The organism is Streptomyces sp. NPDC048637 (assembly GCF_040650675.1).
GTDB lineage: Bacteria > Actinomycetota > Actinomycetes > Streptomycetales > Streptomycetaceae > Streptomyces.
Genome location: NZ_JBEZHQ010000005.1, coordinates 316,346 through 331,183 on the forward strand (window position 1 = coordinate 316,346; position 14,838 = coordinate 331,183).

Genomic DNA, 14,838 nt, shown 5'->3' on the forward strand with positions numbered 1-14,838 from the left:
CGCCGGTGCCGCTCCCGCAGACGGCCAGCCGCGGGGTGAAGATCGCCGTGGCCGGCGGCTTCGGAGTCGGGAAGACAACCTTCGTCGGCGCCGTCAGCGAGATCGCTCCGATGCGCACCGAGGCGGAGATGACCGCCGCGAGCATCGGCACCGACGACCTGTCCGCCACACCGTCGAAGCGGACCACGACGGTCTCCTTCGACTTCGGCCGGGCCGCGCTCAGCCAGTCCACGGTGCTGTATCTCTTCGGCACTCCCGGCCAGGACCGCTTCAAGTTCATGTGGGACACGGTGCTCAACGGTGCCCTGGGCGCGGTGGTACTGGTCGACACCCGCCGGGTGGAGGACTCCTTCCCGTCCCTGGACAGGGTCGAGGACCAGCACCTGCCCTACGTGGTGGCCCACAACGTCTTCGGCCACGAAGACCAGCAGCACACCCTGGACGACATCCGCGACGCGCTGCAAATGGCCCCTGGAGTGCCGGTGATGCGCTGCGACGCCCGCGACCGGCAATCGGTACGCCGCGTATTGATCGCCCTCGTCGAGCACGTGCTGCAGCTGGCCGACCTGCGGGTGGTAGGGGCATGAGCAGTCCGCAGAAGGGGCTCGTGGAGCTGCCCGACAGTCACCAGCGTGCGGTCATGCTGGGTGACCCGGGCTATCACCGCGACCCCGCCGAGGTCTTCTCCCATCTCAGGCGCACCTACGGGCCGGTGGCACCGGTGCTGCTGGACGGGCAAGTGCCGGCCTGGCTGGTGCTCGGGCACCGCGAGCTGACCCAAGTCACGACCGACACGCGGCTGTTCGCACGCAACGTCGGGCGGTGGCGGCTGCGCGATCAGATCCCGGCCGACTGGCCGGTTTGGCCGATGGTCGGCGGCGGCCCGGCAGGTGAGTCTCTCCTCTATACCGAAGGGGCTGAGCACCGGCAGCGCGCCGGGGCGGTCAGCCGTGCTCTCGCCGGGATCGACCCGGTCGAGTTCCGGGCCCAGTGCGAGTCGCACGCCGAGGACCTCGTTGAGTCCGTCGCGCACAGCGGGCGTGCCGAGCTGATGGCCCAATACGCCTTGCTGTTGCCGGTGATGGTGATGGGCTGGGCCCTGGGCGTTCCGGCCAAGGAGAACAGGGACCTGGTGGCGGCGTTCACCGACCAGGTCGCCGGCGGCGACCGCGCTCTGGCTGGACACCAGCACATCCGCCGCACCATGCAAGCCCTCGTCCAGCGCGTGCGCGAGCGTCCCAGTGCCGATGCCGCTTCGAGACTGGCAGCTGACCCCGTCGGGCTGAACGATGAGCAGCTGTGCCAGGACCTGATCGTCACCATCCTGGCCGGTCACCAGACCACCGCGTACTGGATGGGCAATGCCATCTACCGGATGGTGACCGACCCCCGTCACACCGACGCCTTCATCCGTGGCCGACTCGCCGTAAGCCAGGCCCTGCGCGAAGTCCTCTGGGACGACACCCCCACGCAGATTTTCGCCGGACGCTGGACCAGCCGCCCCGCGCACCTCGGCCACGTCACCATCCCGGCCGGCGACCTGGTCATGCTCGGGCTGGCCGCAGCCAACACCGACCCCCACCTCCGGCCCGAACCGGGCGTCGGCGTGCGCGGCAGTCGGGCCTACCTGTCCTACTCCCATGGCCCGCACAGCTGCCCCGACCCGGCCCGGGACCTCGCCGAGGCGATCGTCACCGCCGGAATCGAGGTTCTCCTGGACCGGCTCCCCGACCTGCATCTGGCCTGCTCGCCCGAACAGGTCCGCTGGCAACGGTCGGTGTGGATGCGCGGCCTTGAATGCCTCCCCGTCAACTTCACCCCCACCCCGCCGACCACCCGCTACGCCGGAGGCACTCCATGGATCTGACCCACCCGACCCCTGTCGCCGAGCCTTCGTTGCCGGAGCTGTCGCTGTCGCGTCCGGTGCACCGGCTCGACCCGCACAGCCTCGACCTTCACTACGACGCCGCCGTCATGCGCAAGGCCGGCGCGGTCGTGCCGGTCCAGCTACCCGGCGGTGTGCCGGTGTGGGCAGTTACACGTGACGCCACCGCCCGTGCCGTACTGCGCAACACCGATATCTTCCGCAAGGCCCCCCGGCACTGGGATGCCCTCCAGCGCGGACAGGTCCCTTCCGACTGGCCTCTGATCGGTCTTGCCGCACCGGCCGGGCGCAGCATGGTGACCACCGACGGAGTCGACCACTGGCGCCTACGCGGCCCGATCTCGACCACTTTCACCGAAACGCGAGTACGGGGTCTGCGGACGAGCATCGACATCATCGCTCAGAAGCTGCTGGCCGATCTCGCCGACGCCGCCACCGTCGCCGACGACGGGATCGTCGACTTCCGCCAGCTCGTGGCCTGGCCCCTGCCGATGACCGTCATCAGCCTCCTGCTGGGCCTGCCGGAGTCCGAACACGACACCCTGCGCAGCAATTACGACATCTTCTTCGACGACACCCGTGATCCGACGGCCGCGCTCGCGGCCATCGAGGACATCATCACCCGCCACCTCGATGCCAAGCGACGTCATCCCGGGGACGACCTCACCAGCGCCCTGCTCCAGCTCCCTGACGGCGAGCAGCTGACGACGGACGAACTGGTCGCAACTGTGCAGGTCCTCATCGCCGCCGGCCACGAGACCACCGTCCACCTCCTCGTCAACGGGGTCCTGGCTCTCACGAGCCACCGCGACCAGCTCGACCTGCTCCTCCAGGGCGAGGTCGCCTGGGAGCGTGCGGTCGAGGAGATCCTGCGGTGGCAGCCCCCCACCATGAACTTCCTGATGCGCTTCGCCACCCGGGACAGCGTCCTCGGCGACACGCTCATCCGCCGGGGCGAGCCGGTAATGATCGCCTATGGCGCCATGGGCCGTGATCCCGACCGCTACGGCCCCACCGCAGACGACTTCGACATCACCCGCGCCGCCGGCCACACCTCCTTCGGCCACGGGCCGCACGCCTGCATCGGCGCCCCCCTCGCCCGCCTCGAAGGACGGATTGCGCTCAAAGCCCTCTTCAGCCGGTGGCCCGACCTCGCCCCGGCCGCGCCGGCACCGCGCGCCCCCTCGGTCCTGATGAACGCCCACGCCAGCCTCCCCCTCCGCCTGCGCCCCTCCCACCAGCGGCACGAGGCCGGAGCGGCAAAGTGACCACCGAGACCACCGACGACGCCGCGGCCCGCACGCTGGACCCCCGTCAACTTCGGGACGATCTCCTCGTCCTGCACCGTGTCAGCAGGAACAGGATGCAAGCGGCTCCTGCGTCTGTTGCCCGCAACTGCGACATGGTCCGGCGCATCGCCCGCCACTGGGCTCCCTTCGGCCACACCCGTCGCGCCGCCGCCAAGGGCTCCGCTGCCGAGGAACGGCGGTGGGACATCCTGCTGGCGCGTGCCGACGCCGAGCGGTCCGTGGAGCAGTGCTACGCCGACGTGGTGGCGTATGCGTACGCCGTCCGGGAGTTCGTGCAAGCGCTGCACGACGCCACCCGGCCGGGCACGACCGTGCCCGAGGTCGCCCGGGCGATCACGGCAGCGGTGGCCAAGGGTGACTTCCCTGTTGGATTTGAACTGCGGGTGAAACAGGTGGCCGCTGCGCTGCGGGCACCTGCTGAGATGGTCCGCGCCGCGATGAGCAGTCTCGTCGACAGCAACCGCCTGGAGAGGCGAAGCCGACGGATCTTCCCGGCAGGGAGTCTTCAGATGCACGACGCGCTGGCCACCCACATTGCCGACCGGCTGCGCGCCCAGATCTCCGCCGGCGTCTACGCCCGCGGCAGCCGGCTGCCCAGCGCGAAGTTCCTGGCCACCACGGTGTGCAGCGACTCCGCGCCCGTAGGGCGCGCGCTGCGGATCCTGGACGCCGAAGGCACGGTGCACATCGGACCGCGCGGCACCAAGGTGTCGCAACCCGCCCGTCTCCTTCCCCACCCCGCTCCCACCGCGCCCCATCACGACGAGAAGAAGCCCCGTTTCAGCCGGGACACGATCGTGGCTACCTGCCGTGCTGCTCATGAGCAGTGGCGCCGTCGCGGCCCGGCTCCGGCCGAGGTGCTGCACGGACGGTGGCAGGACCTGCGCTCCATGGCCGGCCAACTGCTGGGGGCAGCCCCAGCTCCGGCCCCTGACGTCACACAGGAGCTGGCATCCGTTGCCCGAGCCGCGGAGCTTGCGTCCGCCCCTTTGCCGGACGAGCCCTGGCTCCAGCAGTGGCACACCGCCTGCCTGGCCAAGTCCATCAGCGACATCCTCCCCCTGATCCCCAAGGACCCTCGATGACAGCCGACGAGATCCAGCCCGACGCCTATCCGCCTCCCACCGCTGCCGGGCCGTCGTCAGAGACGGCCGAGGTGATGCGCGACCTGGACTATCGCTGCGTCGAGGTGCCTCACACCATTGACCCCTTTGCGCACTACTTCGGCGATCTCCTGCACTGAGCGACGACCTCCGCACTTCGGCGCACCCACGCGTGTCCCCCAACACGTTCGCCGCCCGCACACAGCCTCAAAGGGACGACTGTGACCACCTACCGGTACACCGCAGCGACAGCACCCCCCACCCACCACGACCCGACACAGATCGAGACCGTCCTGGCCAGAGTGGTCCCCGGCTGCATCCGTCCTCAGAAGACCATCGCCGAGCTCCAGGCGATACGCGAAGCCGGCGTTGCCGCGGCCATCAGCCGTACGCCGCGCCCTCGCATCGTCATCTACGCCCTGGTGCAGGCGCACCAGGACCCTGCCGTGCGGTTGGCCGTAGCCCGCGGCATGGCCGTTCGGAACGGCTGGCTCCTGGAGCGGGCTCCGGCCGTGGACTTCACGGGGATGACCGACCCGGTCACTCGACCTCAGCTGGCCCGCCTGCTGGATGCCCTCGACCACGACGACATAGATGGCATCGCCGCGATGTCCCGGACCGACTTCTCCGACCTCAACAGCGATTACGAGGACGTCCTCCGGCGGATCCACGCCCGCCGCGGCTTCCTCGCCCTCGCCACCACCGAGACGGACGTCTAACTCATCTGCCCAAATCCACGAAAGGATCACTGATCGTATGGGCCGGACCATCACCCTGCTCTGCTGGAACTTCGAGGCCAACGGCGGCGCTGACTCCAACAAGCGTAAGGAGGCCAACCGGCTGCTCGCCTCCCTCCGTCCGGACCTGCTCTTTCGGCAGGAGATGTGGGGAGCCAATGCCAAGGGCAAGGCCGTGATGGAGTCCATGGAGGAGGTCTTGTCCCTGCGTGGCTGGCTGGGGCCCTCCTCCCATACCGCCGTCTTCGCCGCCACGTCTCTGTTCACCCCCGTGTGCGGGTGGCCGGACAGGGATGAAGAGACCATCTGGAAGATGCCACCGACCGTTCGGGGGCTGCGATTCCGTCCCGCAGGTCCTGGCGCGGTGCCCCTGGTCTGCGCCTCCTACCACCACAACTATGCCTCTTCGACGCAACGGCACGCCGAAGCGGAGTGGGCGACCACCTTCGCCGACAAGACGTTGACCACCCCTACCGGGATGGACGTCAAACTGCCCGTGCTGATGGGCGGAGACCACAACTCCTACCCCGTACCCGGCGCGGACGGGGACCTTCCGCTGCCGGTCCTGGAGGAGATCCGCGACCGGCGACACCGGGTTCATCGCTCCTGTATGGGTCCCGACGGGACCAGGCGGATGTGCACCTGCCCGGACGAGACCCTGCGCGCCGCGGGGCTGGAAGACGTGGCACGCCACATCGCCTCTCGAAGCGGCAACACCCGCGCGCTGGCGCGAACGGTCACCGGCTGTGAGACGCACGGGCCGGACTCGCGTATCGACCGCATCTACACCTCGGATGTTCTGCTGCCCGCGGTGTCTGATGTTGACGTGATCGAGGTTCCGCTGGACATGTCGGATCACCACATCGTCCGTGCCCGACTCGACGGAGACCGGCTCGCGGACATCCTCCGCCAGGAGGCGCACACCCCCCAGGACGCGGGCGTCGCATGACGACGGTCAGAGGCCCGTCGTCGCCGCCGGCGGAATCGACGCCTCGACTCCTCCGCGTGCCGTCGAATGGCCGGCACTCGCGAGGGACCAGACCGGCACCCCCACCCCTGGGTGCCCGGCGCTGCTGGTCGGCCCGCCACTCCCTGCCCTGAAGCGGGTCGGCCGGTAGCGACAACCCTGCACACCCCGACGGCGTAGCCACACCCCCGATTCGGAGTTCTCCATGTGCCAGCATCAGCCCCCGTGCCCGCCGCCCGACGCTTCCGATCGGGAGGCCGCGTACCCAGTGGCTCACCACCCGGAGCAGGGCTGGAGCCTGCTGTGCAACGGCGTCCTGCTCTTCGACGTTATGTCGATCTCTCAGTCACAAGGACTGGTCTGACGTGCTGCTTTGCGAGATGGACATGTCTTCTAAGCGGCTCGGGACGAGGGGCTGCGTGAGCTTAGGAGGTGGCCGCCAGCAGTTCGGGCAGGTTGCGCATGTCGTCGAACACGACGGTGCCTGGCCCTTCCAGCCGCGAGGCCGGGGTGAGGCCACCGCAGTATCCGAAGGCCCGCATGCCAGCGGCCCGGGCTGCCTGCACCCCGTATGCGCTGTCCTCGATCACCGCGCACCGCTCGGGTTGTACCCCCATGGAACGTGCAGCGTGCTGGAAGAGGTCGGGAGCGGGCTTGCCTCGGCGAACGTCGGCCGCGCTGAAGATGCGGTTCTCGAAGTGGTTCGTCAGATCGGCGATCTCCAGGCTTCGCCGGATGCCGGCGTGATCGCCATTCGATGCGACGCAGACGGCTGCAGTGAGGCGGTTCAGGGCCTCTGCAATGCCGTCGACAGCGGTCAGTTCGGCCTCGAAGGCCTCCTCGTACAGATGCTCGTACCGCTGCTGCCAGCCCTTCTCCAGGCGCCGCCCGAGTCGCTCCTCGACAGCTGCGGTGTAGACCTCGGTGGACGAGCCAACGAACCGCTCGATGATCTCAGCGTCAGTGAACGTGCACCCCAGGTCAGCCATGATCATCGCGTCTACCTTGACGCATATCTTCTCGCTGTCCACCAGTACGCCGTCACAGTCGAAGATCACCAGTTCAACAGGGGTCTGCGTCATGATCGACAGCGTAGTGGGGTGCTGGTGCCTGCCCCGCACCGCGTAGGGCTGTCGCCGGTTTTGCCGGTGTCTCATCCCGAGCTGCTCACTCCCGAAAGGGTGCGGAGGCGTCGGATTTCGCCGTGGGCGGCCTCCAGTTTCCGGGTGAGATCAGCGACCTGGTCGCGAAGTTGCCGGTTGCGGTCGAGAGCGATCTCCAGCCTGCGTTGCAGGGAGGCGTCCGAGGCCGCATGTCGTGGGTTTCGGTGTGGGGCAGGGGCTCGCTGTTGGAGCTGGTTGATCGCGGTGATGAGGTCGGTCTGCGTGTATAGCCAGGACCGGGAGACACCGGCGGCGCTCGCGATGCCGACGACCGTGGGTCGCTCGCTGCGGCGGGCGGCGGCCTTGACCGCTTCCTCGGCACACTCGCGCGCCTGCTTACTGCGTGCTTTCGAGGCTTCGATGAGGAAGCGGGCATTGTCAGCCGGCGGCATCGAGATCGGTCACCTTCCCGCCGGCCACGATCTGCTGCGGTCCGGCCTGTTCCAGGGCATCGATGATGGTGTCGAGCTTGCCGAGCGTGCGGGTGTTCTTCTCGGCGATCCGCGAGAGCCCGCCCCTCTCGGCATCGCCGATGAGCTTGCGGGTCTCATCGCGCTGGCGTCGGTGCTGGTCGAGGAAGTCGCCGGTGGTGATGAAGAACCGGCAGTCCAGACACGGGTTGGCGTACTCGCAGTCGGTCTGGATGGGGGCCCCGCAGTACCCGTTGGGGAGACTGACCTTGGCGCGAACCAAGGACAGACGCATCCAGGCGGCGTCGGCGAGTGGATGGTCGGTGGGCAGTTCGACAGGTTCGCCGTCGGCGTCGACCTTGAGGGCCCTCTCCCAGTGCTCGCGCAGGGTCTTCTGGTGGAGCCGCGCGTAGACGGCCGTCATTTCCGGCGACATGTGGTCAAGCAGCTGCTGGACGATGTATTGCGGGACGTTGGCGTTGATCAGTCTGGTGCCCAGCGTGTGTCGGAACTGGTGAAAGGTGACCCGCGCGGAGCGTCCGTGCTCGTCGAGGAGACGGATGCGCTGCCAGCCAGTTCTCCATGAGGCTGCGGCACCAGGTGTCCGAGATGGGTTTGCTGCCGTTGAGGTTTGCCTGCCCGCTGGGGAACAGGAAGCGGCTCCCGCCCGGGAATCTCGACCCGACCCGACGTTGCTGTTCTGCGATCTCATCTGCCAGGTCCTGGCTGATCGGGAAGAACGCGGCCCGTCCGTGCATCTTGTGGTTGATCCACGCCAGGTAGGGGGCGCCCGTGTCGTCGTGTGTGACGCAGTCGAATCGCAGGCGCCGGGCGTCCTTCATGCGCAGGCCGCAGGAGATCAGCAGGGGAATCATGAGGCGGAGGTCATCACTGGGGATCAGTGCCAGGTTGGAGGGATTTTCCAGCTGGCGCATGAGGTGCTCGGAGATCCAGCGCGGCTTGGCCGGCGGCAAGGCCGGGGCGTCGTTGTAGACGACGGCGTTGCGCGGAAGGTCCGGCTGCCAGTCGTGCGCCCGGGTGTCTGTGAGCAACCGGCTCAGAGCGTTGACCGCGGTCCGGCGGGTGTAGACGTCCGGGTAGTCGATGCTCAGGACGGCGATCCATGTCTCGATCCGTGCGCGTGTCAGGTCGGCGGGCGCTGCGTTCGGCGGGAGATGCCGGGCGAAGTGGACCAGGGAGCGGAGGTTGTTCGCCACCGTGTTGACGCTGATGCCCGTACTGATCCTCCACCGGCACCACCGTTTGGTCAGCTCGCGAAGCCAGGGCTGGGGGATGCTCCCAAAGCGCAGGTAGCGCGACTCGCCCTCTGCCAGGGCGAGATGGCGCAGGTCCCAGGTCTCGCGCGGGTACTGGTCGGCCCACGGGTCATCGGCGATGAGCAGGTGTTCCAGTGCGAAGCGGGTGTCCGCGATGAAGCGGAAGGCCACCACGTTGTGGGTCGAACGCTGGCCGTCGGGGTTGGCGGGGGCGACGTAGTCCCGCCAGTGGGCTTCGCTCCAGTCGACGAGGCTGGTGACCGGTGCCTGGGACGCCCAGGTGACCGCGCGGCGCACGTCTCGGGCGGGGGTGAAACGGAGCCCTTCATCAAGGCGGTGCTGGAGTCCGAACTGGAACTCCAGGCGGAGTCCGGGGGCGAGCTGGCCGAGGCGGATCTTCGGGTCGCCGCGGTGGGCGAGGTCGTCGTACCAACCGCTGAGATCAGGGCGACCGTGCTTGCGCCACCGGCTGTGGTGCGTGTGACACAGCGATGCGTTGGTGCTGTCGGTCCAGCGCGGGCAGTCGGGGAACTCGCAGGACCGTTCCACGGCCTGGGGCCCCTGCGGCGGCTGGTAGATGGTCCGTCCGACCCAGTCCGCGAGGTCCGGCCGTCCAGCATGGTTCCAGCGCGAGGCATGTCGGTGGCACAGGGTATTGGCGGCTCTGGCCCGGTTGCATCCGGGGAGCACGCAGTCCAGCACCTGATTGCGCTGCCGCAGCCGCGCGTCGACCTGCACGGACCAGCTGTCCAGGTCGGCCGGTCGGTCGGCTGCCACCCAGTGGTGATGGTGGGTGCGACAGAGCAGCAGCCGGCCCATGGTCAGCGTGGTCGGGCAGGACGGGATGCGGCACTCCCCCGGGAAGAACGTCGGGCTGTCACGAGGGGGACGGAACACGTCGGCCCGGAATTCCGGCCGGACCGTCTCCATCAGCTTCGCCAGAAGCCCAGCCGGGCCCCGCTGTATCTGGGGTGTGTTCACCGCTCTGGCATCCCGTCCTTGATGACCCCAGCCGAGAAGAGCACCCTGCGATGATCTTCGACACTGAGGTGGCTGTAGATCTCCGCGGTCGTCTGCGAACTGGCGTGGCCGAGGAGCTCGGCCACGACCTCGATCGGAACCTTGGCCCGCAGCAGTCGCGTGGCGTAGGAGTGCCGGCACGCGTGCGGCGAGAAATGAGCGATGCCGGTCCACTTCTTCAGGCGCCCCACGAGCTCGTTGACGTTCGCCCGGGTCATCGGGGAGCCGATCGGGGCACGGAAGAGGTTGACGAACACGAAGTCGCAGTCAAGAGCCCCGTACTCGCTCTCCATGTAGGAGGCGTAGCGGTCGAACAGCTCCGGACTCACCGGAACGGTTCGACCCTTCATCCCCTTGACCCGAGCGCGGTTCAGATTGTTCTCCCGCGGAACGATGTAGATCTCGCCCTTGCGGAGGTTGAGGTCGCTATGCCGCAGGCCCAGGGCCTCGCTGATCCGCAGGCCCGAGTCGTCCAGGAGGGCGATAAGGAACTGGTCCCGCTGCCGACTGCAGGCTCGCATCAGCCGCTGTACCTCGTCGCCGGTGAGGGTCTTGGGCGGCTTGCGGTGGGCGTGGATGCGGATCGGGCTGTGCTCGACTTCCCCGCCGCGCTGGGTGTGCACCAGCATCGGCATGTAGGTGCCGGTGGGCTGCCTGGCCAGCAGGTTTCCCAGCAGCGCGGGAACACTCTCATCCCGCCGGGAGTGGAACCGGTAGAAGGACGCGAGCGCCGCCCGTTTCCGCTGCAGCGTGGTGTTCTCCAGCGCCGGACCGACATCCGGCAGCACGAACACACCGGCCGCTCGCGCCGGCTTCGGCCGGCGCAGCCAGTCGAAGAACTGGGCAAGGACCTCCAACCGCACCCGCCGGAAGTCCAGACATACCTGCTCCAGCCAGACGAAGAAGTCTCTCAGGTCGTAGGCGTAGCCCTGGACCGTGTTCGGCGACGCGCCCGTCGCGGACAGGTACGCAAGGAAGTCCTCCACGGCATCGACGGGCAATCCGTCGTCTCCCACCACGGTGTACGAGAGCGGACCGTCATCGGACAGCCGCAGCCTCTGCACTGCGAACGACACACCACACCCCAGGCCGATATGGACAGGCGAACGGAACCCGTCCATGAAGCACTGAAAGGCCCTTGGATGGCAGCGAGTTGGACGTCAAAGACACTCGGAAGACTGATCGACATAGTCGAGGACACCGGCGAACTGCTGCCTGACGGACAGATCATCGACCCGGTGATGCGCCGTGCGCAGGGGGCGGCGGCCTGATGAGCACGACCGTTGCGAAGGTCATCCTCGCGCCTAGGGAGCGGCAGGTCCTCGAGGGCCTGGCCGACGGCAGCGTGCTCGCCGCGGTTGCGCTGAGCCTCACGATCCGGGAGGGCACAGCTGCGGGCTACCTCAAGCTCGCAAAGCGGAAGTTGTACGGCGTGAGCGAGACGGCTGCCGCACTCGCCGTCGCCTACGCCACCAAGGCCATCGACCGCCCGAAGCTGTTAGATCCCGAGTTGCTGAACCTGTCCCGTGAACAGCGTGACCTCGTGCCCCTCATCGCCCAGGAGATGACGGCGGCGCAGATGGCCATAGCTTTGAAGCGGGAGGTCGACATCATCCGCCGGGATGGCCGCGATCTGCTGATGAACCTGCGCGCTCGAAACCGCGCTCACGCCATCACGCGGGCGTGGCAGTACCAACTCCTCACCGCTGGCCAGGTGATCGAATGGCTGCGTTGACATCAGTGCTAGGCCGCCATTTCCTGCCGTATCCGGTCGAGCGCCTGAACCGCCTGGCCACGCACGTCGGGAAGCCGGTCGCCGGCGGTCCGTACGATCCGCTGCAACTGGTGCGGCAGCCGCTGAACTACCGCCTCAGTCATCGCGGTGTTCAGCGATTCCGTCGCCCCGCCCCGGTCGTCCGCAAGGAGCCGTACGCGGGCGACAGTGATCAGTTCGATCACTCTCCATTGCGGTGCGACGGAGGTCGTCGAGCCAGGTCCATGGTCGACCAGCCGTATGGCGACGTCCGCACGCCCCGTGCTGACGAAGCCGCGCAGGCGGATCTCGTGCAGCGCGTAGGGGTTGAAGAGCGACGTGTGCTCTGCGGTTTCGATCAGTTCGTCGGCCTCTTGCATCACGCTGTCGAAGAGCTGGGCATCGCCGAGTTCGCCTGCGGCTCGGGCGTACAGCGGCAGTACCGCCGCACGGGTCTCGCGGTCCGGTGCCAGGCCCGCTGCGTGGCGCAGCCGGTCCACCGCGGCGCCCCGGATGTGGGCCTTGCGCAGTTCGTTTCCGTGCATGCGCAGGGCGTAGCTGGTGAAGGCGGGATCGTTGAAGTGGGCGGCGATGCTCAGGCTCTTGGCGGTCCAGTGGGCGGCGGTGGCCAGTCGCTCCTCGGGAAGAATGTTTCCGAGCGCGACGCCGAGGCCGACCCGGGCGTGGGCGAGGAGACGCAGGACCTCGCGTTCGGCGTGCCCGTCTTCGAGGCGCGCTTCGAGGCGGGCGACCAGCGGCCACAGTTCGGCGACGGCTTCGGAGGCGTGACCGCTCTGGCGGGCGATCTCGGCGAGGCGGACCGTGGACTGTCCGAACTGGACCATGGCCCGGTGATCGGTGTCAGCCGGATCGGTGACGCCCAGGATGTGCGGGGGCAGTCGCAGCTGCTCGGCAACGCGGCGCAGGGAGCCCACATCGCCCAGGGTCTTCTTCCGGAGTTCGAGGGCCGAGATGTAGGTCTTGTCGTAGCCGAGAAGGTTTCCCAGCTCGGTCTGGTTCAGGCCGTGGACAGTTCGGTGGAAGCGCAGGATCGCGCCGAGATCGCCGCTGTTCAGGATGGTGCGGGCCTGCGGGGTGGCCCAGTGCCACACCACATGCTGGGCCGAGGGACGGGACACCGGCAGACGCTCGGGGGCGGCCACGGCCTGCTACATCCGCCCGTACCAGGTAGCGATGGACTGCTTGTAGCCCTCGGGCATGGTGAGTCCAGGGACCTCCGCCGCGGTGAACAGGCCGATCTGCTTGTGCTCGTGGCTGAGCACCGGGTCCACTTCCGGCGTGAGGACCGTGCAGCCGTAGGTGATGATCACAACGCGTCGTTCGGGGCGGGTCTGCGGAAGCGGCTGGTAGATCCAGGTGTCCAGCAGCGGCCCCGCCTTGACCATCCAGCCGGACTCTTCCTGCAGTTCGCGCTCGACCGTGCACTCGGGGCTTGGGTCTGCTGCCTCCAGCCGGCCGCCGGGCAGCTCCCACTCCTCACGCTCATTCTTCAGCAGCAGCACCCGGCCGCGCACATCCAGGGCGACACCTTTGACGGAAACGGGCCAGGTGGGGGGCGTGTACGTCATGAGCTTCCTCGCAGTGCAGGGCAGTGCCGGAGTGTTCGGACCGTAGCACGGTGCGTTCAACGCTCACTGCTCTTGGGTGATTTGCCGGAGTCGACAATCAGTCGCTTTACCTTCTGCGCCTCCGATCTCGACAGTGAAGCCACTGACCGCCGACGAAGGAGTCACACGATGCGACCCGGTGATCTGTTTGCAGCGCACTTCCTCAATCACAAAGCCCCGGGCGCATCGGCCCAGATCGCCGAGCAACTGAGCAAGGATGGCCTGGTCACTGTCGCCGGGCTCGCCACCCGCGACGCCGTACGGGCCTTCGCCTCCCGCATCATGACCATCTCCGCGCACCGCGACAGTGACTCCGATGGGCTGACCACCATCCGCGACACCCCGCGCCACGCCGGCCGGCCCGGGTTCGCCGGCCTTAGCAACGGAGAGCTCGACCCACATACGGAACGGTCCGGCCTCCCTCATCCTCCGCGTCTGATGCTGCTGGTCTGCTCCCAGCCCGCCGACCGAGGAGGCGAATGCCTGCTCACCGACGGACGTAGCGTGCACGCCGACTTGCTGCATCACAAAGGTGGTGAAGCCGCTGATGCCCTGTCCCTGCCGAGAACGGCGTACTTCGGCGCCGGAGACGGACATGCCGCCCAGGTCCTCAGCCCTCACAGCGGCGGACGGATGGCCATACGGCTGCGGTTCGATGCTCTCGCCCGATGGAGCCCCATGGTCCAGCCGCACCTGCCCGACCTCAAGGCGGCAGCTCTTCGCTACCAACAGTCCCTTCCCTTGAAGCCGGGCCAGGGATATCTCCTCGACAACGAGCGATGGCTGCACGCCCGTACAGCATTTGTCGGTGACCGCGTGCACTGGCGGGCCCTGGGCAACCCGCGCTTCGACCTCGATCACGGTTTCGCGCCTGCCCTGTACGCACCCCAGCCCCCCGCGCGCGTGGAGGCTATGTCATGAGCGTGACGCTGTCGGGGACTCAAGTCCCGAGGAATGCCGTGGGGGCTGCCCTGACCCGGGTGGTCCCCGACAAGGCCGCGATGCTGCCGCTCGTCGAGACGGTCCTCAGTTGGGACCTGAACCGCGGAAGCCTGCCGGAGGTCGACGTCAGCCTGGACCTGGTGAAGGCGTTCACCGCCTATGGGCGAGTCCTCGAAGGCGAGCTCGCCGCTGTGTGCCGCCGGTTGCCGGCCGACTCGGATCTCCGCTGCGGGCCGGAGGCGACGCTCAGCGAAGCCGCCCGGCGTCTCTACATGCCGCCTCCTGGCTGTTCGGAGCGCGGGGCCGCCCACAGAGCGCAGAACCTCGCGCGCCTGATCCAAGCCCTGCTCCGTGGCACCGGCAGCGCCGCCCCTGCCCCAGCCGACGAGGGCACCGTATGAACGCGAAGCAAGAGACGCCTCAGCGCAAGGGCCTGCCCGAAGACTGGTTCCGCCGCCCCACCGAGGCCCTGTCCGTAGGCCCGTGACCACAGACCGCCCGCCCGCCGTCGGTGCGTGACGGTCCGATTGGTGGGCGGGTGCACCACCTGGCAGCCGGACCCGCGCCAGGGCTCGGTGCCGGACGAAGCGTGCGGGGAGGAGTTCCCCTCCACTGGCTCCTCCCCAGAAGCCTGGCCTGAAGA

17 protein-coding genes and 2 pseudogenes are annotated in these 14,838 nt (G+C 68.2%); 12 read left to right on the forward strand and 7 right to left on the reverse strand.

Annotated features, from left to right (window positions below; all coding sequences use genetic code 11):
• Window positions 1-5: 5 nt before the first annotated feature.
• From AB0C46_RS10680 to AB0C46_RS10715, 8 genes and pseudogenes are all read left to right on the forward strand, one after another.
• Window positions 6-587 carry an ATP/GTP-binding protein gene (locus tag AB0C46_RS10680; RefSeq protein WP_362827454.1) on the forward strand — a complete coding sequence of 194 codons (582 nt, stop codon included), beginning with the start codon at window positions 6-8 and terminating at the stop codon, window positions 585-587.
• Window positions 584-1,867, forward strand: coding sequence for a cytochrome P450 (locus tag AB0C46_RS10685; RefSeq protein ID WP_362827378.1), 1,284 nt, complete (start codon window positions 584-586; stop codon window positions 1,865-1,867). The genes AB0C46_RS10680 and AB0C46_RS10685 overlap by 4 nt, the downstream gene beginning before the upstream one ends.
• A complete protein-coding gene (locus tag AB0C46_RS10690) occupies window positions 1,858-3,153 on the forward strand; it encodes a cytochrome P450 (protein WP_362827379.1) in 1,296 nt (431 codons plus the stop codon). Before AB0C46_RS10685 ends, AB0C46_RS10690 begins: the two co-directional genes overlap by 10 nt.
• Window positions 3,150-4,280 (forward strand): GntR family transcriptional regulator, encoded by a 1,131-nt coding sequence (locus AB0C46_RS10695; RefSeq protein WP_362827380.1) that lies wholly within the window; start codon window positions 3,150-3,152, stop codon window positions 4,278-4,280. The genes AB0C46_RS10690 and AB0C46_RS10695 overlap by 4 nt, the downstream gene beginning before the upstream one ends.
• Entirely contained in the window at window positions 4,277-4,438 is a 162-nt protein-coding gene (locus tag AB0C46_RS10700) for a hypothetical protein (RefSeq protein WP_362827381.1), read from the forward strand. Before AB0C46_RS10695 ends, AB0C46_RS10700 begins: the two co-directional genes overlap by 4 nt.
• An 81-nt stretch (window positions 4,439-4,519) precedes the next feature.
• Complete coding sequence (locus AB0C46_RS10705) at window positions 4,520-5,017, forward strand: hypothetical protein (protein ID WP_362827383.1); 498 nt, start codon at window positions 4,520-4,522, stop codon at window positions 5,015-5,017.
• A gap of 37 nt (window positions 5,018-5,054) precedes the next feature.
• The gene (locus AB0C46_RS10710; RefSeq protein ID WP_362827384.1) at window positions 5,055-5,984 is read left to right on the forward strand and encodes an endonuclease/exonuclease/phosphatase family protein; all 930 of its coding nucleotides are present in this window, start codon (window positions 5,055-5,057) and stop codon (window positions 5,982-5,984) included.
• Window positions 5,985-6,207: 223 nt separating this feature from the next.
• Window positions 6,208-6,330, forward strand: a pseudogene (locus AB0C46_RS10715) (DUF5999 family protein); the annotation flags it as partial.
• 97 nt (window positions 6,331-6,427) lie between these two features.
• On the opposite strand, the gene AB0C46_RS10720 reads toward AB0C46_RS10715, so the two are convergent.
• From AB0C46_RS10720 to AB0C46_RS10740, 5 genes and pseudogenes are all read right to left on the reverse strand, one after another.
• Window positions 6,428-7,084 carry an HAD family hydrolase gene (locus AB0C46_RS10720; protein WP_362827386.1) on the reverse strand — a complete coding sequence of 219 codons (657 nt, stop codon included), beginning with the start codon at window positions 7,082-7,084 and terminating at the stop codon, window positions 6,428-6,430.
• Between the two features lie 71 nt (window positions 7,085-7,155).
• Window positions 7,156-7,557: a DUF6262 family protein gene (locus tag AB0C46_RS10725; protein WP_362827387.1), complete on the reverse strand. Its 402-nt coding sequence runs from the start codon at window positions 7,555-7,557 to the stop codon at window positions 7,156-7,158.
• Window positions 7,544-8,011 carry a hypothetical protein gene (locus AB0C46_RS10730; RefSeq protein ID WP_362827460.1) on the reverse strand — a complete coding sequence of 156 codons (468 nt, stop codon included), beginning with the start codon at window positions 8,009-8,011 and terminating at the stop codon, window positions 7,544-7,546. The genes AB0C46_RS10725 and AB0C46_RS10730 overlap by 14 nt, the downstream gene beginning before the upstream one ends.
• Window positions 8,012-8,032: 21 nt before the next feature.
• Window positions 8,033-8,287: pseudogene (locus AB0C46_RS10735) on the reverse strand (hypothetical protein); the annotation flags it as partial.
• Between the two features lie 1,542 nt (window positions 8,288-9,829).
• Window positions 9,830-10,948: a tyrosine-type recombinase/integrase gene (locus AB0C46_RS10740; RefSeq protein WP_362827388.1), complete on the reverse strand. Its 1,119-nt coding sequence runs from the start codon at window positions 10,946-10,948 to the stop codon at window positions 9,830-9,832.
• A 66-nt stretch (window positions 10,949-11,014) separates the two neighbouring features.
• Here AB0C46_RS10740 and AB0C46_RS10745 point away from each other — a divergent pair, with 66 nt between their 5' ends.
• Both AB0C46_RS10745 and AB0C46_RS10750 read left to right on the forward strand, forming a co-directional pair.
• The gene (locus AB0C46_RS10745; protein ID WP_362827390.1) at window positions 11,015-11,143 is read left to right on the forward strand and encodes a hypothetical protein; all 129 of its coding nucleotides are present in this window, start codon (window positions 11,015-11,017) and stop codon (window positions 11,141-11,143) included.
• Complete coding sequence (locus AB0C46_RS10750; RefSeq protein WP_362827391.1) at window positions 11,143-11,607, forward strand: hypothetical protein; 465 nt, start codon at window positions 11,143-11,145, stop codon at window positions 11,605-11,607. Before AB0C46_RS10745 ends, AB0C46_RS10750 begins: the two co-directional genes overlap by 1 nt.
• Window positions 11,608-11,615: 8 nt before the next feature.
• Here AB0C46_RS10750 and AB0C46_RS10755 read toward each other — a convergent pair whose 3' ends face one another.
• On the reverse strand, window positions 11,616-12,764 hold the full coding sequence (locus AB0C46_RS10755; protein ID WP_362827392.1) for a helix-turn-helix transcriptional regulator: 1,149 nt from the start codon (window positions 12,762-12,764) through the stop codon (window positions 11,616-11,618).
• A 30-nt stretch (window positions 12,765-12,794) separates the two neighbouring features.
• Window positions 12,795-13,214 carry an NUDIX hydrolase gene (locus AB0C46_RS10760; protein WP_362827394.1) on the reverse strand — a complete coding sequence of 140 codons (420 nt, stop codon included), beginning with the start codon at window positions 13,212-13,214 and terminating at the stop codon, window positions 12,795-12,797.
• A 168-nt stretch (window positions 13,215-13,382) separates the two neighbouring features.
• Between AB0C46_RS10760 and AB0C46_RS10765 the strand changes: the two genes are divergently transcribed.
• Together AB0C46_RS10765 and AB0C46_RS10770 are read left to right on the forward strand one after the other, a co-directional pair.
• On the forward strand, window positions 13,383-14,174 hold the full coding sequence (locus tag AB0C46_RS10765) for a TauD/TfdA family dioxygenase (protein WP_362827455.1): 792 nt from the start codon (window positions 13,383-13,385) through the stop codon (window positions 14,172-14,174).
• Window positions 14,171-14,596, forward strand: a complete 426-nt coding sequence (locus AB0C46_RS10770) for a DUF6415 family natural product biosynthesis protein (RefSeq protein WP_168482894.1) — start codon at window positions 14,171-14,173, stop codon at window positions 14,594-14,596. The genes AB0C46_RS10765 and AB0C46_RS10770 overlap by 4 nt, the downstream gene beginning before the upstream one ends.
• The last annotated feature ends 242 nt before the right edge of the window (window positions 14,597-14,838 follow it).

What these genes read in the sequence shown, in the direction of transcription:
- AB0C46_RS10720 (WP_362827386.1), bottom strand. Translation starts at nt 7,084, where the DNA reads ATGACGCAGACCCCTGTTGAACTGGTGATCTTCGACTGTGACGGCGTA.
- AB0C46_RS10730 (WP_362827460.1), bottom strand. Translation starts at nt 8,011, where the DNA reads ATGTCGCCGGAAATGACGGCCGTCTACGCGCGGCTCCACCAGAAGACC.
- AB0C46_RS10710 (WP_362827384.1), top strand. Translation starts at nt 5,055, where the DNA reads ATGGGCCGGACCATCACCCTGCTCTGCTGGAACTTCGAGGCCAACGGC.
- AB0C46_RS10745 (WP_362827390.1), top strand. Translation starts at nt 11,015, where the DNA reads ATGGCAGCGAGTTGGACGTCAAAGACACTCGGAAGACTGATCGACATA.
- AB0C46_RS10700 (WP_362827381.1), top strand. Translation starts at nt 4,277, where the DNA reads ATGACAGCCGACGAGATCCAGCCCGACGCCTATCCGCCTCCCACCGCT.
- AB0C46_RS10765 (WP_362827455.1), top strand. Translation starts at nt 13,383, where the DNA reads ATGCGACCCGGTGATCTGTTTGCAGCGCACTTCCTCAATCACAAAGCC.
- AB0C46_RS10760 (WP_362827394.1), bottom strand. Translation starts at nt 13,214, where the DNA reads ATGACGTACACGCCCCCCACCTGGCCCGTTTCCGTCAAAGGTGTCGCC.
- AB0C46_RS10750 (WP_362827391.1), top strand. Translation starts at nt 11,143, where the DNA reads ATGAGCACGACCGTTGCGAAGGTCATCCTCGCGCCTAGGGAGCGGCAG.
- AB0C46_RS10685 (WP_362827378.1), top strand. Translation starts at nt 584, where the DNA reads ATGAGCAGTCCGCAGAAGGGGCTCGTGGAGCTGCCCGACAGTCACCAG.
- AB0C46_RS10770 (WP_168482894.1), top strand. Translation starts at nt 14,171, where the DNA reads ATGAGCGTGACGCTGTCGGGGACTCAAGTCCCGAGGAATGCCGTGGGG.
- AB0C46_RS10725 (WP_362827387.1), bottom strand. Translation starts at nt 7,557, where the DNA reads ATGCCGCCGGCTGACAATGCCCGCTTCCTCATCGAAGCCTCGAAAGCA.
- AB0C46_RS10690 (WP_362827379.1), top strand. Translation starts at nt 1,858, where the DNA reads ATGGATCTGACCCACCCGACCCCTGTCGCCGAGCCTTCGTTGCCGGAG.